The organism is Phormidium yuhuli AB48 (genome assembly GCF_023983615.1).
Classification (GTDB): domain Bacteria; phylum Cyanobacteriota; class Cyanobacteriia; order Cyanobacteriales; family Geitlerinemataceae; genus Sodalinema; species Sodalinema yuhuli.
Window position 1 is genome coordinate 2,918,642 of record NZ_CP098611.1, and the last position, 18,670, is coordinate 2,937,311.

Sequence of the window (18,670 nt, forward strand, 5' to 3'; positions counted from 1 at the left end):
TGATTCCCTAGGAGGATTGGGACGGACCTTCTGAGAGGGTGACTGGGGGGTTGACTACATCGGAGGTTTCGATAATTCCACCCCCGAGTAGGACATCTCCGTCATACCAGACGGCGGCTTGGCCCGGGGTAATGCCAAAGAGGGGTTCATCAAACTTGACCTGAATCCGTCCTCCATCCAAGGGAACGAGGGTGGCGTCGGCGGGACGGGTACGGTAGCGGACTTGGACTTGGGCCCGAACTGGGGCAGAGGGGGCGGCCATCCCCACCCAGTTGACCCGGTTGACGGTACAATCGGGATGGTGAACACTGGCGCGATCGCCCACCACGACTTGATTGCGCCCAGTATCTAAGGCGACGACATAGAGAGGATGGGCCGCTGCAATGCCTAATCCCTTGCGTTGGCCAATGGTATAGTTATGGATTCCCTCATGTTGTCCTAATACGTTGCCATCCAGGTCGACAATATCCCCCGGCTTGGGGGCGAGATATTTCTCCAGAAAGGTTTTCATGGAACCGTGGGACTCCACGAGACATAAGTCTTGACTTTCTGGCTTCTCCGCTGTCAGCAAATTGAACTCGGCGGCGATGCGGCGAGTTTCGGATTTGGGATATTTCCCGAGGGGGAAGATACAGTGGGCTAACACCTCTTGCGAGAGGTCGTACAGGAAATAGGTTTGGTCTTTTTGCCGGTCAACGGCCCGCAAGAGACGATAGCGGCCACTGTCCTCGTCAAATTCCACTTGGGCGTAATGCCCGGTGGCGATTTTGTCAACCCCCAATTCCTCGCGGGCATAGTCAATCATGGGACCAAACTTGACGGCCCGATTACATTGGGAACAGGGCAGGGGGGTGACTCCGGCACTATAGCCGGAGACGAGGTAGTTAATAATGTTGTTTTCAAAGACTTCGCGGCTATCCACCACATGATGGGGAACGCCTAGCTGTTCACAGAGTTCGGCAGCATCCACCATTCCTTCTGAACAGCATTGACCTTTACCCTTCATCAGCCAAAGGGTCAATCCCACCACATCATAGCCTTCGTGGTGCAAGAGGGCCGCAGCGGTTGAACTATCAACTCCGCCGGATAGGCCGACAACAACTTTTTTGGGAGAGTGGGTCATGGGGGAAAGAGGCAAGAGGCAACAGGCAACAGGCAAGAGGCAGGAGATGGTAGGATGTGTTCCGGCATCAGGAGAGGTTTTGACCTAGGCTTATCGATTCAAACTTGCCGGAACGCATCATTTGGGCGAGAGGCGAGAAGCATAACTCCCAGGAGGGGATTTTTCGTCCTTACAAGCCGGAACGCATCATTAAGGCTTTGGGTTGCCTTAAGGGCCGTTGGGGGGGCGATACGTCTTTCTCCATCCTAACAAAAGTTTGGGAGGGGTGAAGGGGTTAGGACGATCGCTGCTGCCAGTCGTGGATGAGTTCGCGGACGACGCCGTTGGTCCAGCCGAAGCCGATTTCGTTGGAACTGTAGCCGAAGAGGATTTCGGCGGAGACGTCGGCTGAACATCGCTCGACATCATATTTTTCGACCAGGGTTCCGCTTTTCTCAAATTCTTGGACCACGACGTTGATGAATTTCTCCGTCAGACGGTCGGCGTCCTCATCATAGCCGTAGCGACGTAGGCCCTTGATGGCAAATAGCTGGAGGGGGGCCCAGCCGAAGGGGGCATCCCATTGATTCCCCGAGACATGGGTACTGGTGAGAAGTCCCCCCTTTGTTTCAAATTTGGGCAGATTGTCCACTAGCCGTTGGGCTTGTTCGGGAGAGGCGAGTCCGGCCCAGAGAGGCATGAAGGTGGTGACAAATTCATAGGTTCCTCGGGTTTCAGTGCGGAAATTGTAGTCGAAATATAATCCCGCTTCCTCATTCCAAAGAAAACGATCAATTTCTTTGTGTCGGGTGTTGGCGTATTTTTTCCAGACTTCTACGGAGTCCCAATGTCCCATGAGATGGTGGATTTCGGCGATGTCTCGCTCCATCTGATAGAGGAGGACGTTGAGACAGACGGGGACGTAATGGACAATGTCGGCACTGAAGGGACCAAAGCGGTTGCTGATATCAAAGCCTGATTCTCGCATGGAGCGATCGCCCTGATAGAAGAGTTCGGTGAGACTGTCACTGTTGCGGTGGTAGAACAAACTTAGGTCGTAGGCTTCGACGGGATAATGGCGGTAATAGTCTCGCACCCGTTCGTAGTGGGTTCGTCCATGTTCGTCCCGTTCGGAATTGACGACTTCTGGGGCGGGGGTGGTTCCTCGGGCGTAGTAGCGGGAGAGTCCGGTGGAGGCGTTGAGGTGGGGGGGAACGGTCCAGTAGAAATAATAGCGTTCTAGGGCCGGTAGGAGCGATCGCAACCAATCGCGATCTTCAGTGTATTCAAACAGTTCTAAGGCCCCACGGGCGAGTAAGGGGGGATGAGACCTCTCTAACATATAGGACCGGTTGGCATTTAAGACGGTTCCATAATGTTCAATCTCGTATACCAGCAAGTCGACGGCGTTTTGGGCCAGTTCGAGTTCTCCGTCTCGTAATAGGCCTAAGCCGATGAAGTAACTATCCCAGCCGTAGAGTTCGTTGAAGCGGCCACCGGGAACGACGTAGGATTTGGGCAGGTATAGCAGGCCATGTTCCTCAATCTGATCCATTTCTGGGGGCAGAATCCGAACTTCAATTTGCGTGAGTTCGGAGGGGGGCAAAATTTCTTCTAATTCGGCTTGGACGAGATCGCGATCTTCTTGGGGGGAGATGTAGACAATCCAAGGGGAACCGGGGGGGCGATCGATTTTACTGTCTTTGGCGGCTTCGAGGATGTGGGCCTGGGTGCGGGTGAGGGTTGTCCAGGTGTCGCGGATGTAGGTGATAACGGGGTTTAGGCGGGGGCTGTTGGGGGGGAGGGGCATGATATTAGGCAAGAGGCAAGAGGCAAGAGGCAAGAGGGGGGAACCACGGAGGCACAGAGGACACGGAGGAGGGGGAGGGGGTTAGTCGGAAATCCAGAGGGCGATGGGGATGTCGGTGAGGAGTTGGCCGACGCTGAGGGTGGTTTGACGGGAGAGCGATCGCCCGGAGATGGCTTCAACCCAGGTTTGGGCGGCACTTCCGGGGATTTCTACGGCGGTGTTGTCCCAGACGTCTTTGCCGACGGGAAATTGACCGGGTTCGACGAGTTCTGTGCAGAAGCGGGGGGCGATCGCGATCGCCTGGGCCTCTCCTGATTTTCGTAGAAAGGCGATGACGCGATCGGCGTGTTTGCCGGTGACTCGTAGGGGACGGTATTCGCCGCGATCGAATAATTCCCGGTATTGGTGACGGGTACTCAGAAGACGGTGAATGCTAAATAGTTTAATTCGTCCGTCGGTGGCGTTGTATTTGAGATCCTCTAAGAGTCCCGGTAAGTCGGCGGCGGCCCAGTTTTGTAGATCGTTCAGCAGTTGGGCGTGACGGCCATAGTCTACCGGACGGCGGTTGTCGGGGTCGACTAAGCTGAAATCCCAGAGTTCGGTTCCTTGATATAAGTCGGGAACGCCGGGGGCGGTTAGTTTTAAGAGGGTTTGGGAGAGGGAGTTTAAGATGCCGTAACTGGCGATTTTTTGTTGGAAGGGACGGAAGGCGGCGAGAAACTCATTGTCATCTCCGTCGGCGAGAACTTGGCGGACAAACTCGACAAAGGCGTCTTCATAGTCGCTGTCGGGCCGTAGCCAGGCGGTGTGGACTTTAGCTTCGCGAACGGCTTTGACGACGTACTGTTCAATGCGATCGCGTACCTCCCTTAAGTCATAGGGATCGAAGGGAAATACTCCCACTAGGGTTTGATAGAGGAAATACTCGTCATTGGCGTCGGGACTGTCTGAGTCATCTGGGCGGCGATGGCGGTTGATTTGCTTCCAACTGGTGACGGCCGCATCCCATTCGTCGGGAAGTTCTGAGAGAACGTTGAGGCGGGCCCGCATATCCTCGCTGCGTTTGGTGTCGTGGGTGGAGGAGGCGTTCATGGATTCAGTCCAATAGGTGGCCTGTTGTTGGTTGAAGCCATGAAACTCGGAGAGGGTAATGCCGAAGCGGCCGGGTGATCCTCCGACTTCGTTGAGGGAAATGAGACGGTTATAGATGTAAAACAGGGTGTCTTCAACTCCTTTGGCCATTAGGGGCCCGGAAAACTGCTGCATTCGCATCACGAAATGAGTCCATTGGGCTTTTTCGGCCTCCGTCATGTCTTCGTCATAGTCGAGTAGCCATAGCTTTTCAATGAAACTCAATTCGTTAGCCAGTTGGGGTTTTTGCCGTTTGGCGGCTTCAATCGCTCGTTCGATATGGCTGCGATCGCGCCGATTGAGGCCGGCTGGGGTGATATAAGTGCGATAGATGGGAAACACCACCAGCAGTTCCTGGATTGCCCGTCGTAGGCCCCCTAGGGTGAAATCGCTGGCGTAGCGATATTGGCTGGCCAGTTGTTTGAGGAAGTTGGCTAGGTTTTCGACGTCTCCGGCGAGGTTGGTTTCGGCGATGAGACGTTTACAGTGAACTTCTAATTCATGATAGGACCGCCATTGCCCGCAGAAGCGTTGATAGATACGGGTGAAGGCGGCTTCGTTGGCGGTTTGGCAAAAGAGATTGTTGACGGTGTAGAGAAAGTCGTAGCCTGAGGTGCCTTGAATGGGCCAATCTTCGGGGAGAGTTTCGTTGCCCTCTAGGATTTTCTCGACGATGATATAGGTGTCGCCGAGTTGTTCGCCGAGGCGATCGAGATATTGTTTGGGGTCATAGAGTCCATCAATGTGATCGACGCGAACTCCCTGAAAGGAGCCATCCTCGACTAAGTCTTTGATGTAGCTATGGGTGAGGTTGAAAACGGCTTCTGCTTCGATGCTGACGCAAATGAGTTCGTTGATGGTGAAAAAGCGGCGATAGTTGAGTTCTTCTGCCCCGACTTTCCAGAAGGCAAGGCGGAAGTACTGATTAGACAGGATGCGATCTAAACTGTCAAAACTATCGGGGTTGCCGACGGTTCCATTGAAGGTTTCGACGTTGCGATCAATGAAGGTGCGAATTTCGGGATTGGATTGATAGAGTTCCCAGATTAACCCTTTGACAAATGCGGCTTGGTCCTTGTATTGACGTTTTTCGGTTTCTGTGATAGCACCTTTGAGCAGATAGAGAACTCCCAGGAGTTTAATAAAATCAGGATGTTCTCGACCGAGGAGTTTACGTAATTCGCCTAGATTATGGGTCAGGACTTCGGTATAGGATTCAATCCGCAGGGGGAAGCGGAGTTGATAGTAGTTGATGCTTAATCCGGCTTCTGAATACTCAAGTTTGAGTTCCCCCTTTTCTAAGCATGAACCGTAAAAATCACCCAAGAAGGGGGCGAGAATTTTACCGTTGATGTCGCGGTCGGGATGTTCCCATTGAATATCGAAAAAGTGATAGTATTCGGAGTTGGTTCCGTATTCTAGGACATCGATAAGAAAGGGATTGTTACTGTCATAGGCCATGTGGTTGGGGACAATGTCTTGTAGCCAACCCATGTCATGGTCATGGAGGGTTTGAATGAGGGATTTGAAGGCTTCGGGCCGACCGAGTTCGGGGTTTAAGACTCGGGGATCGACGACATCGTAACCGTGGGTACTGCCGCTACGGGCTTTGAAAATTGGCGAGGCGTAAATGGTGGAAATGCCGAGGTTTTTGAGATAGTGAATGATATCTCGGGCGGCGTCAAAACCAAAGTTTGGGTTGAATTGGAGGCGGTAGGTGGCAATGGGTGGGGTCATGGTTTATTAAGAGGCAAGAGGCAAGAGGCAAGAGGCAAGAGAAGGTAGGATGCGTCCCGGCATCAGGAGGGGTTTTGACCTAAGCCTATCGATTCAAACTTGCCGGAACGCATCATTTTGGCAAGAGGCATAACCCACCCCTGCCCCTCCCAGGAGGGGATGGCAAGAGGTCAGAGGGATTTTTGTTACCCCAATTCATGGTTTATCCTGTTGATTTTCGACGAATGGCATCATTAACTGTTCTCGTATAGTACAACCGTTAGGGGGGGAATGGTGATGGATTCGCTACCTTTTAGAGTTTGGGGGGCAGTTGGGCCCGAACCTTGCCAGATGGAATCGCTTGAATCGAGGGTTTTGGTCCAGGTTTGATTGGGGGCTGGGGGGGATTGAATTGGGGTTTGGCTGAAGTTGAAGATTAACCAGATTGCCTGATTGGCTTGGCATTGGTGGATGGTTAACCAAAGAGAATCGTTGTTCGATTGGGTTTCGATGTTTTGACGATCGCCCCCCCGAATAGCGGGATTGGTGTTCCGTCGTTCGATGAGATGTTTATAGAACTTGAGTAAAACTTGATGAGGGTCACTCTCTCGTTTTTCCCAGTTGAGGGTTGAGGTTTTTAAGGTGTCTGGGCTGGCGGCGTCGGGTGGGGTTCCGCTGGCGTGGAAGGCTTCAAATTCTCGTTTGCGACCTTGGCGGACGGCTTCGACTAAATCGGCGTCTTGGTGGTCGATGAAATAGAGAAAGGGGCTGTCTTCGCCATACTCTTCTCCCATAAATAATAGTGGGATTCCGGGATTGAGAAGGGTGGCGGCGGCGGCTAGTTTGAGGGCATCAAAGGATACCAGTTGCGAGAGGCGTTCCCCTAACATCCGGTTGCCAACTTGGTCGTGGTTTTGGTTGCAAATGACAAACTGGGAGGGGGGGCGATCGCGGGCATCGCTGCCGTGAAATCGCTTGCGGTGGGGGGAATAGGTCCATTGATAGACGAAACTATCCCGCCAAGCGGTGGCCAGTTGTTCGCAACTGCCAAAGTCTTCGTAATAGCCCTGTTGTTCGCCGGTTAACAGGGTATGTAAACTATGGTGGAAATCGTCACTCCATTGGGCATCCATTCCGAGGCCATCGTCTGAACGAGGGCGGATAATTCGCACATCGTTGAGATCACTTTCGGCGATGAGATAGCGGGGATAGGTGGCGGTTTGGTTGAACTCGGCTAGGCGATCGCTCAACTCGGCTAAAATATGCTTGGCCCCACCATCATAGATGGCATGGATGGCATCGAGACGTAGGCCGTCGAAATGATACTCCCGTAGCCAGTAGAGGGCGTTTTCAATGACAAATTGGCGAACGCCGTGACTGTGGGCATCATCGAAGTTAATGGCCCCACCCCAGGGGGTTTGATATTTGTCGGTGAAATAGGGGCCAAAGTCGCGGCTGTAGTTCCCTTCTGGGCCGAAGTGGTTATAGACAACATCGAGAATCACCGCTAATCCCGCTTGGTGGGCGGCGTTGACGAGGGCTTTGAGTCCGTCGGGGCCGCCGTAGGAGTTCTGAACCGCAAAGGGATAGGCCCCATCGTAACCCCAGTTCCGCTGGCCGGGAAATTGGGAGACGGGCATGATTTCGATGCTGGTGATTCCCAGGGCCGTTAAGTCGGTGAGGCGGGAGATGGCCGCCTCGAAGGTTCCGGCGGGGGTAAAACTGCCGATATGGAGTTCGTAGATAATCGACTCCTCTAGGGGAATCCCTCGCCAAGCCTCATCCTGCCAGGAAAAGGCCCCGTGATCGACGACGGCGGAGGGGCCATGAACCCCCTCCGGTTGAAATTGGGCCATGGGATCGGGGCGGAGGCGATCGCCGTTGAGACGATACTGATAGCGGGTTCCTGGGGGAATGTTGTTGAGACGGGCCCGCCAATAGCCCCAATTGTCTTGCTGGAGGGGATGGGATTGCTTCTCGGGCGTTAGAACTTCTAAGGTGACTTGATTTAAGGTTGGCCCCCAAAGGGAAAAGTCACAGCGATCGCCACCTAAGTAGGTTGCACCAATGGTCATGTTTTACCTATTAAGAAAAAGGACAGAATTAGAGTCGTTGTAACAACACCGTGGAACGGGATTCAACCTCTAGGATTTCGGAACCACTGTAGCGACTGCCATGTTCAATTAGGGTGGGTTTCGTTGTGTCTAACACCACACACCAAATTGACTCTTGTAACGTCTTCGGAAGTTGGAAGGTCAAGGGTTCATGATGGGCATTAAACAGTAACAAGAAACTATCATCAACAATCCGTTCTCCCTGTTTGCCCCGGGCGGGAATGGCATCCCCATTGATAAAGACGGCGATCGCCTTGGCAAAGCCTTCTTGCCATTGTTCTTCATCGACCTCTTCCCCATCGGGGTTGAACCAACCTAAATCAATCACATCGGACCCATAAATGGGCTGACCTTGGAACCATTTACGGCGACGAAACACGGGATGATCGGCGCGAAATTGAATCAGTTGCCGGGTGAAGGTGAGTAAATCGGCATTGGCCTCTTGTAACTCCCAATTGAGCCAAGCTAACTCATTATCCTGGCAATAGACATTGTTATTTCCCTTCTGAGTGCGCCCCATTTCATCGCCACTTACCAGCATAGGAACCCCTTGAGATAACAGTAAGGTGGTTAGAAAGTTACGCCGTTGGCGCTGGCGTAGGGACAAAATTTCCGGGTCATCGGTGGGTCCTTCTACTCCACAATTCCAGGAACGATTATGGCTTTCTCCATCCCGACTATCCTCTTGGTTGGCTTCATTGTGTTTCTCGTTATAACTGACTAAATCATTGAGAGTGAAGCCATCATGGGCGGTAACAAAGTTGATACTGGCACTGGGCCGACGACCATTGAATTTATACAAATCAGAACTGCCCGTCAGGCGATAGGCAAACTCAGCTAGAGTGCCATCTTCTCCTCGCCAAAAGTCTCGCACGGTATCCCGATAGCGACCATTCCATTCTGACCAGAGGAGGGGGAAATTCCCCACTTGGTAGCCTCCATCGGCAATATCCCAGGGTTCGGCGATTAACTTAACTCGACTCAGCACGGGGTCCTGATGGATGATATCAAAGAAGGCCGCGAGACTGTCGACTTCGTAGAGTTCTCGGGCTAGGGCGGAGGCTAAATCAAAGCGGAAGCCATCCACATGCATCTCTAACACCCAATACCGCAAACTGTCCATAATCAGTTTGAGAACTTGGGGATGGCTGACATTGAGGGAGTTGCCGCAGCCGGTAAAGTCCATGTAGTAGCGGCGATCGTCTTCTACAAGGCGGTAATAGGTGGCGTTGTCGATGCCGCGAAAACATAGGCTGGGCCCAAGATGGTTGCCTTCGCCGGTATGGTTGTAGACCACATCTAAGATGACTTCAATTCCCTCAGCGTGAAGGGATTTGACCATGGTTTTAAACTCGCGAACCTGGTCTTGAGGGTCTTGACTGGCACTGTAACCACTATAGGGGGCGAAATAGGCAATGGAATCATAGCCCCAGTAGTTGCGTAGGCCGCTGTCGGCTAGATGTCCCGGTTGGGAGACAAAATGATGGACGGGCATCAGTTCGACGGCGGTGATTCCCAGAGACTTGAGATAGGCGATCGCCTGGGGATGGGCCAGGCCTTGATAGGTTCCCTGGAGTTCTGGGGGAATGTCGGGATGCTGACGGGTGAAGCCTTTGACGTGCATCTCGTAGATGACGGTGTCCTGTTCTGGGATATTTAGGAGGCGATCGCCCTCCCAGTCGAAGGACTCGTCAATGACGATGGCTTTGGGAATATAGGGGGCATCGTCTAGATCGTTGAAGGAGAGATCCTCGTCGTCATCGTCCCACGCATAGCCAAAGATGGCTTCGTCATAGCCAATTTCCCCATCGAGGGCTTTGGCGTAGGGATCGATGACCAGTTTATTGGGGTTAAAGCGATGGCCCTGTTCCGGTTCAAAGGGGCCATAAACCCGGAAGCCGTAACGTTGGCCGGGGCCAATCCCCGGTAGATAGCCATGCCAATTATAATTCTCGATTTCCGTTAGGGAAACTCGGGTTTCTCGATCACGCTCATCAAAGAGACATAACTCAACCTGAGTGGCGTTTTCACTGTAAATAGCGAAGTTAGTACCCTCTCCATCCCAAGATGCCCCCAAGGGATAGGGTGAACCCGGCCAAATGGAACTATACATAGGATTTCTCAGCGATACAGCGTGGGCGTTTTACCCCCTGAGGGCTAATATAACAATCAATAATGCTCCATAAACCATCCTCAGGAGATAAATTGGCGGTTCCCTAGACCTGAGGGTTGGCGATCTGGGATTCGATTGCCTGTTCCACTCCCTTGATTCTGGTGTCGGCTTATGTTTGTGATTAACTGGGTTCCTCTGTCTGTTTCTGGGCTGTTGCTATTTCTGGTGACGGGTTCTGGGGCGATCGCGTCTCCCCCATCTACTCCCGAGAGTCGCCGCTATGCTGAGATTCCGTTTATTGATGTTCCCCCTCCTGTGGATGTCCCCGCCACTCCAGCCCCGAGTCGTGAGGCGACGGCGGCGATTCGCTACCTGGTGTATGTCAATAGTCGCAGTTCGGAACGGTTGGCGGAGATTCAACGTCTCGATTCAAGTGCCGCCTTTGGAATGTTTCGCGGTGATCAGATCATTCAAGCGGGCCTGTTTCAGGATCGGGAGGCGGCGGAGAGGCGATCGCGTCAACTGGGTGAACGGGGGATTCAAGGGCAAATTGCTGCGGTGACGGTTCCGGATCAAGCGGGGTCGGGGACGAGTAGTACCGCTAGCGCGGCCTACTATGTCATTATCCCCGGTTCTCAGCAAACCCTCGATCGCGCCTTAGCCACGGTTCAGAGTACCGTGAACCCCGGAACCCCGATTCAGCGACGCGATCGCCCCCGAGGGCTACATTTGGCGGTTGGCCCCTTTCGGGAACGACAGACGGCTGAACGTTTAAGCGATCGCCTCCGTCGTCAGGGATTGTCACAAAGTCGCGTTCATTATGATCCTTAAGGACAATTCCTAGGACACTGGGAGGGTTACGTCTATTGTTGTCTCCTCACATCAGTCATTATGCTCCAGATCCTACGCAACGGTCTTTTAACCCTATTGGCGATCGTCCTGATTGTGGCGATTCCCTTGCTATCCCTTAATCCGTCCCTGTCTCTGGAGTTTACCCCCCCCGATCGCGGGTCCCCGGAACAAGTCGATGCTGGGGGAACTCGTTTTGCTGACTTTGAACGTCCCGGCGATCGCGTGATTCCGGTGTTTAGGGATGGGGAAGAACTCGAATGTCCCCTTAGTGCGATTCTGCCTCCAGAAAACTATGGTCTCACCCGTCAAGCCTATCCCACGATTTTCTATCACATTCCTCCCGTGGAAGGGATTGAGGTGATTTTTAGTCTCCGGGACCCCCAAGACGACTTGATTTACGAAACCCGCTATCTCACGGGACCGGATCATGGGACCTATGGCTTGCCGATTCCGGCTTATGTGAATGTGCAGCCGTTGCAACCCTATCAAGGCTATTCCTGGACCGTGGAGGTACCGGAGTTGGAGGCTAGTGTCTCAGGAACCATTGTTCGGGTGAATACTACGGCAAGTTTTGATGAAGAGTTTGCCAATGCCTCGGCTGAGGAACGGCTGCAACTCCTGGCTGATGCCGGACTTTGGTACGATATGCTGGACCAACTGGCGCAACTCCATCGGGATAACCCTGATGATCCTCAGTGGTTCCGTCTCTGGACGCAAATTGCCGAAGATGCGGAGTTGATGAAAGTGGGGGATAAACCCTTACTCTAAATCTGTCGTTCAATGAACCTGATAACGGCCACCTCATGCTGACCTGGGAACGGATTGTTAAATTTAGCCAGGATCAGACTCATCCGGGAGTCTGCGATCGCGCCTGGGTGGAGATTGATTTAGGGGCCTTAGGGGAAAATGTCCGTCAGTTACGGGGCCTCTTGGCCCCGGAGACGGACTTGATGGCCGTGGTGAAGGCTGATGGCTATGGTCACGGGGCGATTCCCATTGCTAAAACGGTGTTAGAGGCCGGGGCCAGGGCCTTGGGGGTGGCGACGGTCCCAGAGGGTATCGAACTGCGTCAGGCGGGGATTGAAGCCCCCATTCTTGTCTTGGGGGCGGTTCAGAGTCCCCCGCAGATTGAAGCGTTGGTGCGTTGGCGGTTGGAACCGACTCTGTGCGATCGCCCCCAGGCGGTTCTCATGGCCAAGATTCTGGACCAATTGGCCCCCGATCAGCCTCTACCCGTCCATTTGAAGTTAGATACGGGAATGTCTCGCTTGGGGGTGTTGTGGACGGAGGCGGTTCCTTTTGTACGACAGGTGTTGGCGTTTCCCCAGCTTCGTCTGGCCAGTGTCTATTCCCATTTGGCTACGGCGGATGAGGAGGATATCACGATGATGCGGACACAGGAAGAACGCTTCCAAGGGGCGATCGCCGCCCTCAAGTCCGCCGGAATCACTCCCCCAAAACTGCATCTAGCGAACTCCGCCGCCACTCTCTGTAACCGGGCCAGTCATTATGATCAGGTACGGGTGGGGTTAAGTCTGTATGGTCTCTATCCGGCCCCCCATTTGCGATCGCAGGTCAAGCTACAGCCGGTTTTGCAAGTTAAGGCCCGCATTACCCAAGTTAAAACGATTCCCCCAGGGACGGGAGTGAGTTATGGTCACCGTTTTGTCAGTCAACGGGAGACTCGCCTGGCGGTGGTGGGGATTGGCTACGCGGATGGGGTTCCCCGTCTTTTGTCTAATCGGCTTCAGGGACTTTGGCAAGGGGGCGATCGCGTTTGGCGATTCCCTCAAGTTGGGGCGATTACTATGGACCAACTGATGTTAGATGTCACCGAGGTTCCCGAGGTGCAAGTGGGGGATGTAGTGACCTTTTTAGGAACCCTGGGAGATACCTCAATTTCCGCCGATGACTGGGCGGAAGCCTTGGGAACCATCTCCTGGGAAATTCTCTGTGGCTTCAAACATCGCCTCCCCCGCATCCAGGTTTGAGGGGTTCGACCCTTCTCTCACGGTTCAGAGCGGCCAAACCCCGATAGAATGAGTATGAGCCGTGCGTCTGCTTCCTTGCGCCTATGATGTCTATCCCCTTGTCTGAGTCTGGCTCTTTGTATTCTCAACTGATTACCCGACTGCGAGACGTACGGGATATCCAGTCTGCGGCGGCGGTTTTGCAATGGGATCGGGCCACCTATATGCCCCTCGGGGGGGCGACGGCCCGGGGCCGACAGTTGGCGACGCTGCGACAGGTGGCCCATGACAAACTGTGTGATCCGGCGTTGGGAGAGTTATTAGAACAACTTGAAGCCCAGGGCCAGTCCTATCCCTACGACAGTCATGAGGCCAGTTTAATTCGCGTGGCCCGTCGGGATTATGACCAGGCCCGGCGGGTGCCCGGAGAGTTTATGGCCCGTCTGTCGAGTCATCAGACTGAGACTTATTTGGCCTGGGCCCAGGCGCGGGAGGAGTCGGATTTTCAGCGGGTCTGTCCCTATTTGGAGAAGACGTTAGCGTTAAGTCAGGAATGGGCCAGTTTCTTTCCTGAGTGCGATCGCCCCGCTGACTCGCTCATCGCCCTTTCTGATGAAGGGATGACCAGTGCCATTTTAGAAGAATTATTTAGTCAACTGCGGGGGGAGTTGGTGGACATTGTCCAGGCGATCGCCCAGGCCCCCGCCCCTGACAGCAAACTCCTACAACAACAGTTCTCCGAAACCTCCCAACTCAACTTCTGTAAAACACTCATGGAACGCATCGGCTACGACTTCAGCCGCGGCCGCCAAGATGCGACACTCCACCCCTTCACCACCAGTTTTTCCATTAACGACGTTCGCATCACCACCCGCACAGACCCCAATAATCTCACGGAAAGTCTCTTTTGTAGTCTCCATGAAATGGGTCATGCATTGTATGAACAAAACATCGATCCAGCCCTAGAAGCAACGCCTCTCGCCGATGGCAGTTCCTCGGGAATCCATGAAAGTCAATCCCGACTTTGGGAAAATATCGTCGGTCGTAGTCGTGCGTTTTGGGAATGTTTTTATCCCCGTCTTCAGGGTCTCTTTTTAAGACAATTAGGGCAATCTTCCGTCTGTGATTTCTATCGGACTATCAACCGCGTCGCCTGTACCCCCATTCGGACTGCCGCCGATGAAGTCACCTATAATCTTCATGTGATGATTCGCTTTGAGTTAGAGGTGGCGATGTTGGAGGGTAAGTTATCGGTTCAGGACTTACCCGAGGCTTGGAACAGTTGTTATGAACGAGATTTAGAGATTACTCCCCGCAGCGATAAGGACGGGGTGTTACAGGATGTTCATTGGTACTCCCAATTGATTGGCGGTCAGTTTCAAGGCTATACCCTGGGGAATCTCATTGCCAGTCAATTGTTTGAAACGGCCCTCAAACAACATCCCGAAATTCCTGTTGATTTGGAACGGGGTCAGTTCACCAGTCTGTTGACTTGGTTACAACGCAATGTTTACCGTCATGGGCGTAAGTTTACTGCCGATGAACTGGTCGATCGCATTACAGGAATGCCCATTCATCCTGACCCCTTTTTACGGTATATCCGTAGTAAATATGGGGATTTATACAAGCTAGATTTATAGACATCCAAAAACAGTTAGACTACAAAAGAAAGACCTTCCCACTCTCTACAGTTTAATAATACTCTATGTCTGCTGAACTAATCTGTGTCGGAAGTGAGTTACTTCTGGGCGATATCCTCAACACCAACGCCCAATATATCGCCCAGGAACTCGCAAAACTGGGGATTCCCCATTACTATCAAACCGTCGTCGGCGACAACCCCGAACGCTTGCAAGCCGCCATTGAGAGTGCCATTCATCGCGCCGAAATCCTCATCTTTACCGGCGGACTGGGCCCCACCCCCGATGATTTAACCGTAGAAACCCTGGCAGATTTCTTTCAGACCCCTTTACAAGAACGCCCCGATGTGCTAAGGGATATCGAGGCTAAATATGCACGGCGGGGGCGCACCATGTCCCCCAGTAACCGTAAACAGGCCCTACTCCCAGAAGGGGCAGACGTCTTGCCCAACCCCGTCGGCAGCGCCCCTGGCATCATTTGGCGCGTCGGGGGCGTGATGATATTCACGTTTCCGGGGGTTCCCTCGGAAATGCGGGCCATGTGGCAGGAAACGGCAGTCCCCACCCTGAAAGCCCTCGGTTGGGGACAGCAGGTGTTCCACAGCCGCACACTCAAGTTTTGGGGGATTCCTGAGTCGGAGTTAGCGGAAAAGGTTTCTGGCTTCCTCAATTCCGTGAATCCCACCGTGGCCCCCTATGCGAATTATGGCCATGTCAAGTTACGAGTCTCGGCCCGGGCTGAGTCCACCGAGGCCGCCGAAGCCCTCATCCATCCCATCGCCCAGCAAATCCAAGAGATTGCCGGTTCCGATTACTATGGCAGCGATGAGGAAACCCTAGCGACGGTGGTGGGCCAACTGCTACAGCAGCGGGGAGAAACTCTGGCGGTGGCGGAATCCTGTACTGGGGGCTATTTGGGTAAACGCTTAACCGAGGTTCCTGGGAGTTCGGCCTATTTCTCGGGGGGGGTGATTGCCTATGAGAACCGGATTAAAGAACATCTGTTGGGGGTGGATGGCCAGGTTTTGGAACGCCTGGGGGCCGTGTCAGGGCCCGTGGCGGAACAGATGGCGGCGGGAGTTCGGGACTGTTGCGGGACCGATTGGGGGATTGGCATTACTGGCATTGCTGGGCCCTCCGGTGGCACTCCTGAGAAGCCGGTGGGATTGGTCTATATTGGTTTAGCGGGTCCTGAGTCGGTGAGTCACGTGGGGTATCGTCTTGGGGATACTCGGGGGCGGGATTGGATTCGCGAGATTAGCGTCAGTCATGCCCTGAATCAGCTTCGTTTGGCGTTGAGTCGTCCTTAATCCAGGGAAATTTGTAGGCCCCAGACATCTTGAGGGACAAAGGTGCGATCGCTCGAAATCGGGGCGACGGGTTCGCTGAGGGTAAAGGTCCCGGCTTCAATCCAGGCCTTGAGTTCGGCCGCCACTTGGCGCGATCGCGGAATACTCGCCAAGGGGGCCACCCGAACCGACTTGCCATCGACGGTGATTTTACCGGATTTCAGTTGGGCATAACTCACCAAACCAAAGGTGGGACGCACCCGGCGAGGAATGGAAAAGTCCACCACTGGGGCCACCAACTCCTCATCCCGAACCGCACAACGTTCCACCACCGTCTCATTGAGAACCGGCAGAGGGACCCCAACCCCCAACATCAGGGAGGGGCCATAGTTATGAAAATAGCAGCCCCGCACCCAATCGCGGTTCATTTGTCGGGCATCCCCCACCAAGGCCAAGGTCGCAGCCGGGCCGATGGGGGTGCGGTTGGGGAGTCGCTTTTGTAGGGGGAAATGTTGGGTTCCCTCCCCGACGATGTAGCCCACTCCTCCCCCCATAAAGACACGAGTGCCAATGCCAATTAGGTCTAAATCCGGGTCATTAAACAGGGGGGAAATGGCCCCCGGATTGGAATAGACGGCATTGCCTAACTGGGGTTGTAGGGGGCCAAGATAGGTAAACAGTGGGCGATCGCCCCCATTGACTCCCACAATAAAGTTTTGATAGAGATTACGGGGATTAAACAGATAGAACTGATTGATGGTATCGCGGGAAATCTGAGTTTCAAAGGAGGCCCGAGGATAACAATCGGTGACTTGGCCAATGGCCCGAACCTGGACGGTTTTGCCAGCGATGAGGTCTTCAATCACATGGCCCCCGCCACGATTCTCCTTCCATGTCGGTTCACGGCTGGGGTCTTCAGCATCACTCACCTCAGCCAGTTGCGTGGCCCCCAAATACAAATCCACGGCCCCAAAACCCGAATAAGCCATCACCCCATCAATCCAGCAGCGACGAATCTTGATCGGCGGGTCAGTATGTCCGATATTAAGGATGGCCCCACTGGACTCCATGGGTTCAAAGGTCCCGGTTGTAATCACATCCACCTGTTTTGTGGCTTTGGTCACGCCGATATCTGCCACCCGGGCCTTCAGTTCCTCGACTGTCCAGACGGAGGCTTTCCCAGCTTCAATTTTCTCGTTAATCTCGGCGATCGTCCGTTCCATCATCAAAAAGTCAACAATACATCATCAATCCTAACCATTCCCCCCACGACCTATTGCCTGTTGCCCAAATGATGCGTTCCGGCAAGTTTAAATCGATAGGCTTGGGTCAAACCCCCTCCTGATGCCGGGACGCATCCTACCATCTTCTGCCTCTTGCCTCTTGCCTCTTGCCTCTTGCCTTCTTCCCCCCATGCCCCACCCCTATCAGCCTCACTATAAGCCCAATCAACTCATTTGCGGCACAGGGACAATAGCTATTGTCAGCGGTTGGACCGTTAAGGAGGCGATCGCCAAACATCTCCAGCCCCAAGACTACGCCGTTATTGGACAACTCTACAGTCCCACGCGGGGCATTAGCGTCCTGGTTCGCAATCTGTTACTCAACCCCCAGGTTCATCATCTCATTATCGTTGATGCCACCCGAGAAGACCGTAATGCTGGCAGTGGTCGTTGTTTGGCGGACTTCTTCGCCCAGGGAGTGCGTCCGGGACAAACGGATACGGGCCGGGATTGCTGGCTGATTAACTCCTCCGTTGTCGGCTATCTCGATGCTGAACTCCCCCTAGAGGCGATCGCCCAGTTACGGGAGGCCATCACCTGTTATCGCGTCGAGGATATCAAATCCGCCCTTCATCTCGTGGAGAAGATTGCCCAACAGCCGTCCCCTCCTCCCTGGGGGAGTCCCCAAAGCTTCCCCGAATCTAGGGTGGAGTCGGCCCTGAAACCGGGCCGACGCTATGGCCATCGCATCGAAGGGCGAACCATTGCCGAAACTTGGGTGAAACTGATTCACCGCATCCGTCGGACTGGAACCTTGCGTAATACCCAACATGATAGTCAGTGGCAGGAACTGATTAACCTAATGGCGATCGTCACCGACGAACCCCCCGACTTGTATTTCCCCGATCCCAACTATTTACCCGTCTCTCGGGACTTTGTCGCCGACTATATGGGTCAAATCCAGGATGATGCCCGGTCCAAAGATGGGGTGAAATACACCTATGGCCAGCGGTTAAGGTCTTGGTTTGGCGTTGACCAAATCCAACAAGTCATCCAACAACTCAGCGACAATCCCGACTCCGCCCGGGCCGTGATGTCCCTCTGGGATGCCCAACAAGACGGCCAAAGCAATGGAAGTCCTCCCTGTCTCAATCATATTTGGACGCGACTGGTGGACGGAGAATTGTCGTTAACAGCTACATTTCGCAGCAATGATATGTTTGGGGCTTGGGTCGCCAATGCCATGGGGTTACGGGCATTACAACAGCATCTGAAGCAACACATCGAATGCCGTAACAACGGACTAAAATTGCGCCTCGGTCCTCTAATCACGGTCAGTGAAAGTGCCCATATTTATGATGACTGTTGGGAAAATGCCGATACTCTGATTGAACAACAGTATCCGCGACTTTTAAAAGACCGCAATTTTGCCGACCCCTCGGGGAGTTTCACCCTCCTGGTGAGTGGCGGCGAGATTGTTGTGGAACATCTCAGCCCCGGTAGTGGTGAACCCGTGGGCTGTTATGTGGGGAAAACGGCTAGACGACTCTATCAACAAATTGCGGCGGATTGTCCGGCGTTGGAAACCGAACACGCTCTCTATTTGGGGACTGAGTTACAAAAGGCTGAACTTTCGTTAAAATTGGATCTGAATTATCAACAAGATAAACCAATTTTAACTCCTAAAATTTAGAAAAATGGGTCTTCTGG

Annotated in this window: 12 protein-coding genes; 6 read left to right on the forward strand and 6 right to left on the reverse strand. The window is 53.6% G+C overall.

Annotated features, from left to right (window positions below; all coding sequences use genetic code 11):
* Positions 1 to 7 precede the first annotated feature (7 nt).
* From mnmA to glgX, 5 genes are all read right to left on the reverse strand, one after another.
* Positions 8 to 1,123, reverse strand: coding sequence for a tRNA 2-thiouridine(34) synthase MnmA (gene mnmA, locus NEA10_RS12505; RefSeq protein WP_252660711.1), 1,116 nt, complete (start codon positions 1,121 to 1,123; stop codon positions 8 to 10).
* A gap of 274 nt (positions 1,124 to 1,397) precedes the next feature.
* On the reverse strand, positions 1,398 to 2,912 hold the full coding sequence (locus tag NEA10_RS12510) for a trehalase family glycosidase (RefSeq protein WP_252660713.1): 1,515 nt from the start codon (positions 2,910 to 2,912) through the stop codon (positions 1,398 to 1,400).
* Positions 2,913 to 2,993: 81 nt separating this feature from the next.
* Positions 2,994 to 5,780 (reverse strand): malto-oligosyltrehalose synthase, encoded by a 2,787-nt coding sequence (gene treY / locus NEA10_RS12515; protein WP_252660722.1) that lies wholly within the window; start codon positions 5,778 to 5,780, stop codon positions 2,994 to 2,996.
* Positions 5,781 to 6,013: 233 nt separating this feature from the next.
* Positions 6,014 to 7,834, reverse strand: coding sequence for a malto-oligosyltrehalose trehalohydrolase (gene treZ, locus NEA10_RS12520; protein WP_252660732.1), 1,821 nt, complete (start codon positions 7,832 to 7,834; stop codon positions 6,014 to 6,016).
* Positions 7,835 to 7,862: 28 nt separating this feature from the next.
* Complete coding sequence (gene glgX, locus NEA10_RS12525) at positions 7,863 to 9,986, reverse strand: glycogen debranching protein GlgX (RefSeq protein WP_252660742.1); 2,124 nt, start codon at positions 9,984 to 9,986, stop codon at positions 7,863 to 7,865.
* 171 nt (positions 9,987 to 10,157) lie between these two features.
* Here glgX and NEA10_RS12530 point away from each other — a divergent pair, with 171 nt between their 5' ends.
* The 5 genes from NEA10_RS12530 to NEA10_RS12550 all read left to right on the forward strand — a co-directional run bounded on the left by NEA10_RS12530 (position 10,158) and on the right by NEA10_RS12550 (position 15,758).
* Complete coding sequence (locus tag NEA10_RS12530) at positions 10,158 to 10,817, forward strand: hypothetical protein (protein ID WP_252660745.1); 660 nt, start codon at positions 10,158 to 10,160, stop codon at positions 10,815 to 10,817.
* Positions 10,818 to 10,877: 60 nt separating this feature from the next.
* Complete coding sequence (locus NEA10_RS12535) at positions 10,878 to 11,606, forward strand: DUF928 domain-containing protein (RefSeq protein ID WP_252660748.1); 729 nt, start codon at positions 10,878 to 10,880, stop codon at positions 11,604 to 11,606.
* A gap of 35 nt (positions 11,607 to 11,641) precedes the next feature.
* Positions 11,642 to 12,829, forward strand: coding sequence for an alanine racemase (gene alr / locus NEA10_RS12540; protein WP_252660750.1), 1,188 nt, complete (start codon positions 11,642 to 11,644; stop codon positions 12,827 to 12,829).
* A gap of 83 nt (positions 12,830 to 12,912) precedes the next feature.
* Entirely contained in the window at positions 12,913 to 14,448 is a 1,536-nt protein-coding gene (locus NEA10_RS12545) for a carboxypeptidase M32 (RefSeq protein WP_252660752.1), read from the forward strand.
* A 65-nt stretch (positions 14,449 to 14,513) separates the two neighbouring features.
* Complete coding sequence (locus NEA10_RS12550) at positions 14,514 to 15,758, forward strand: competence/damage-inducible protein A (RefSeq protein ID WP_252660755.1); 1,245 nt, start codon at positions 14,514 to 14,516, stop codon at positions 15,756 to 15,758.
* Here the strand turns inward: NEA10_RS12550 and NEA10_RS12555 are convergent.
* Complete coding sequence (locus tag NEA10_RS12555; protein ID WP_252660757.1) at positions 15,755 to 16,963, reverse strand: homocysteine biosynthesis protein; 1,209 nt, start codon at positions 16,961 to 16,963, stop codon at positions 15,755 to 15,757. The genes NEA10_RS12550 and NEA10_RS12555 overlap by 4 nt on opposite strands.
* Positions 16,964 to 17,150: 187 nt before the next feature.
* On the opposite strand from NEA10_RS12555, the gene NEA10_RS12560 reads away from it, so the two are divergent.
* The gene (locus NEA10_RS12560) at positions 17,151 to 18,653 is read left to right on the forward strand and encodes a thymidylate synthase (protein WP_252660768.1); all 1,503 of its coding nucleotides are present in this window, start codon (positions 17,151 to 17,153) and stop codon (positions 18,651 to 18,653) included.
* Positions 18,654 to 18,670 lie beyond the last annotated feature (17 nt).

Coding starts and splice junctions, on each gene's coding strand:
- mnmA (WP_252660711.1), bottom strand. CDS start 1,123: ATGACCCACTCTCCCAAAAAAGTTGTTGTCGGCCTATCCGGCGGAGTT.
- NEA10_RS12510 (WP_252660713.1), bottom strand. CDS start 2,912: ATGCCCCTCCCCCCCAACAGCCCCCGCCTAAACCCCGTTATCACCTAC.
- treY (WP_252660722.1), bottom strand. CDS start 5,780: ATGACCCCACCCATTGCCACCTACCGCCTCCAATTCAACCCAAACTTT.
- treZ (WP_252660732.1), bottom strand. CDS start 7,834: ATGACCATTGGTGCAACCTACTTAGGTGGCGATCGCTGTGACTTTTCC.
- glgX (WP_252660742.1), bottom strand. CDS start 9,986: ATGTATAGTTCCATTTGGCCGGGTTCACCCTATCCCTTGGGGGCATCT.
- NEA10_RS12530 (WP_252660745.1), top strand. CDS start 10,158: ATGTTTGTGATTAACTGGGTTCCTCTGTCTGTTTCTGGGCTGTTGCTA.
- NEA10_RS12535 (WP_252660748.1), top strand. CDS start 10,878: ATGCTCCAGATCCTACGCAACGGTCTTTTAACCCTATTGGCGATCGTC.
- alr (WP_252660750.1), top strand. CDS start 11,642: ATGCTGACCTGGGAACGGATTGTTAAATTTAGCCAGGATCAGACTCAT.
- NEA10_RS12545 (WP_252660752.1), top strand. CDS start 12,913: ATGATGTCTATCCCCTTGTCTGAGTCTGGCTCTTTGTATTCTCAACTG.
- NEA10_RS12550 (WP_252660755.1), top strand. CDS start 14,514: ATGTCTGCTGAACTAATCTGTGTCGGAAGTGAGTTACTTCTGGGCGAT.
- NEA10_RS12555 (WP_252660757.1), bottom strand. CDS start 16,963: ATGATGGAACGGACGATCGCCGAGATTAACGAGAAAATTGAAGCTGGG.
- NEA10_RS12560 (WP_252660768.1), top strand. CDS start 17,151: ATGCCCCACCCCTATCAGCCTCACTATAAGCCCAATCAACTCATTTGC.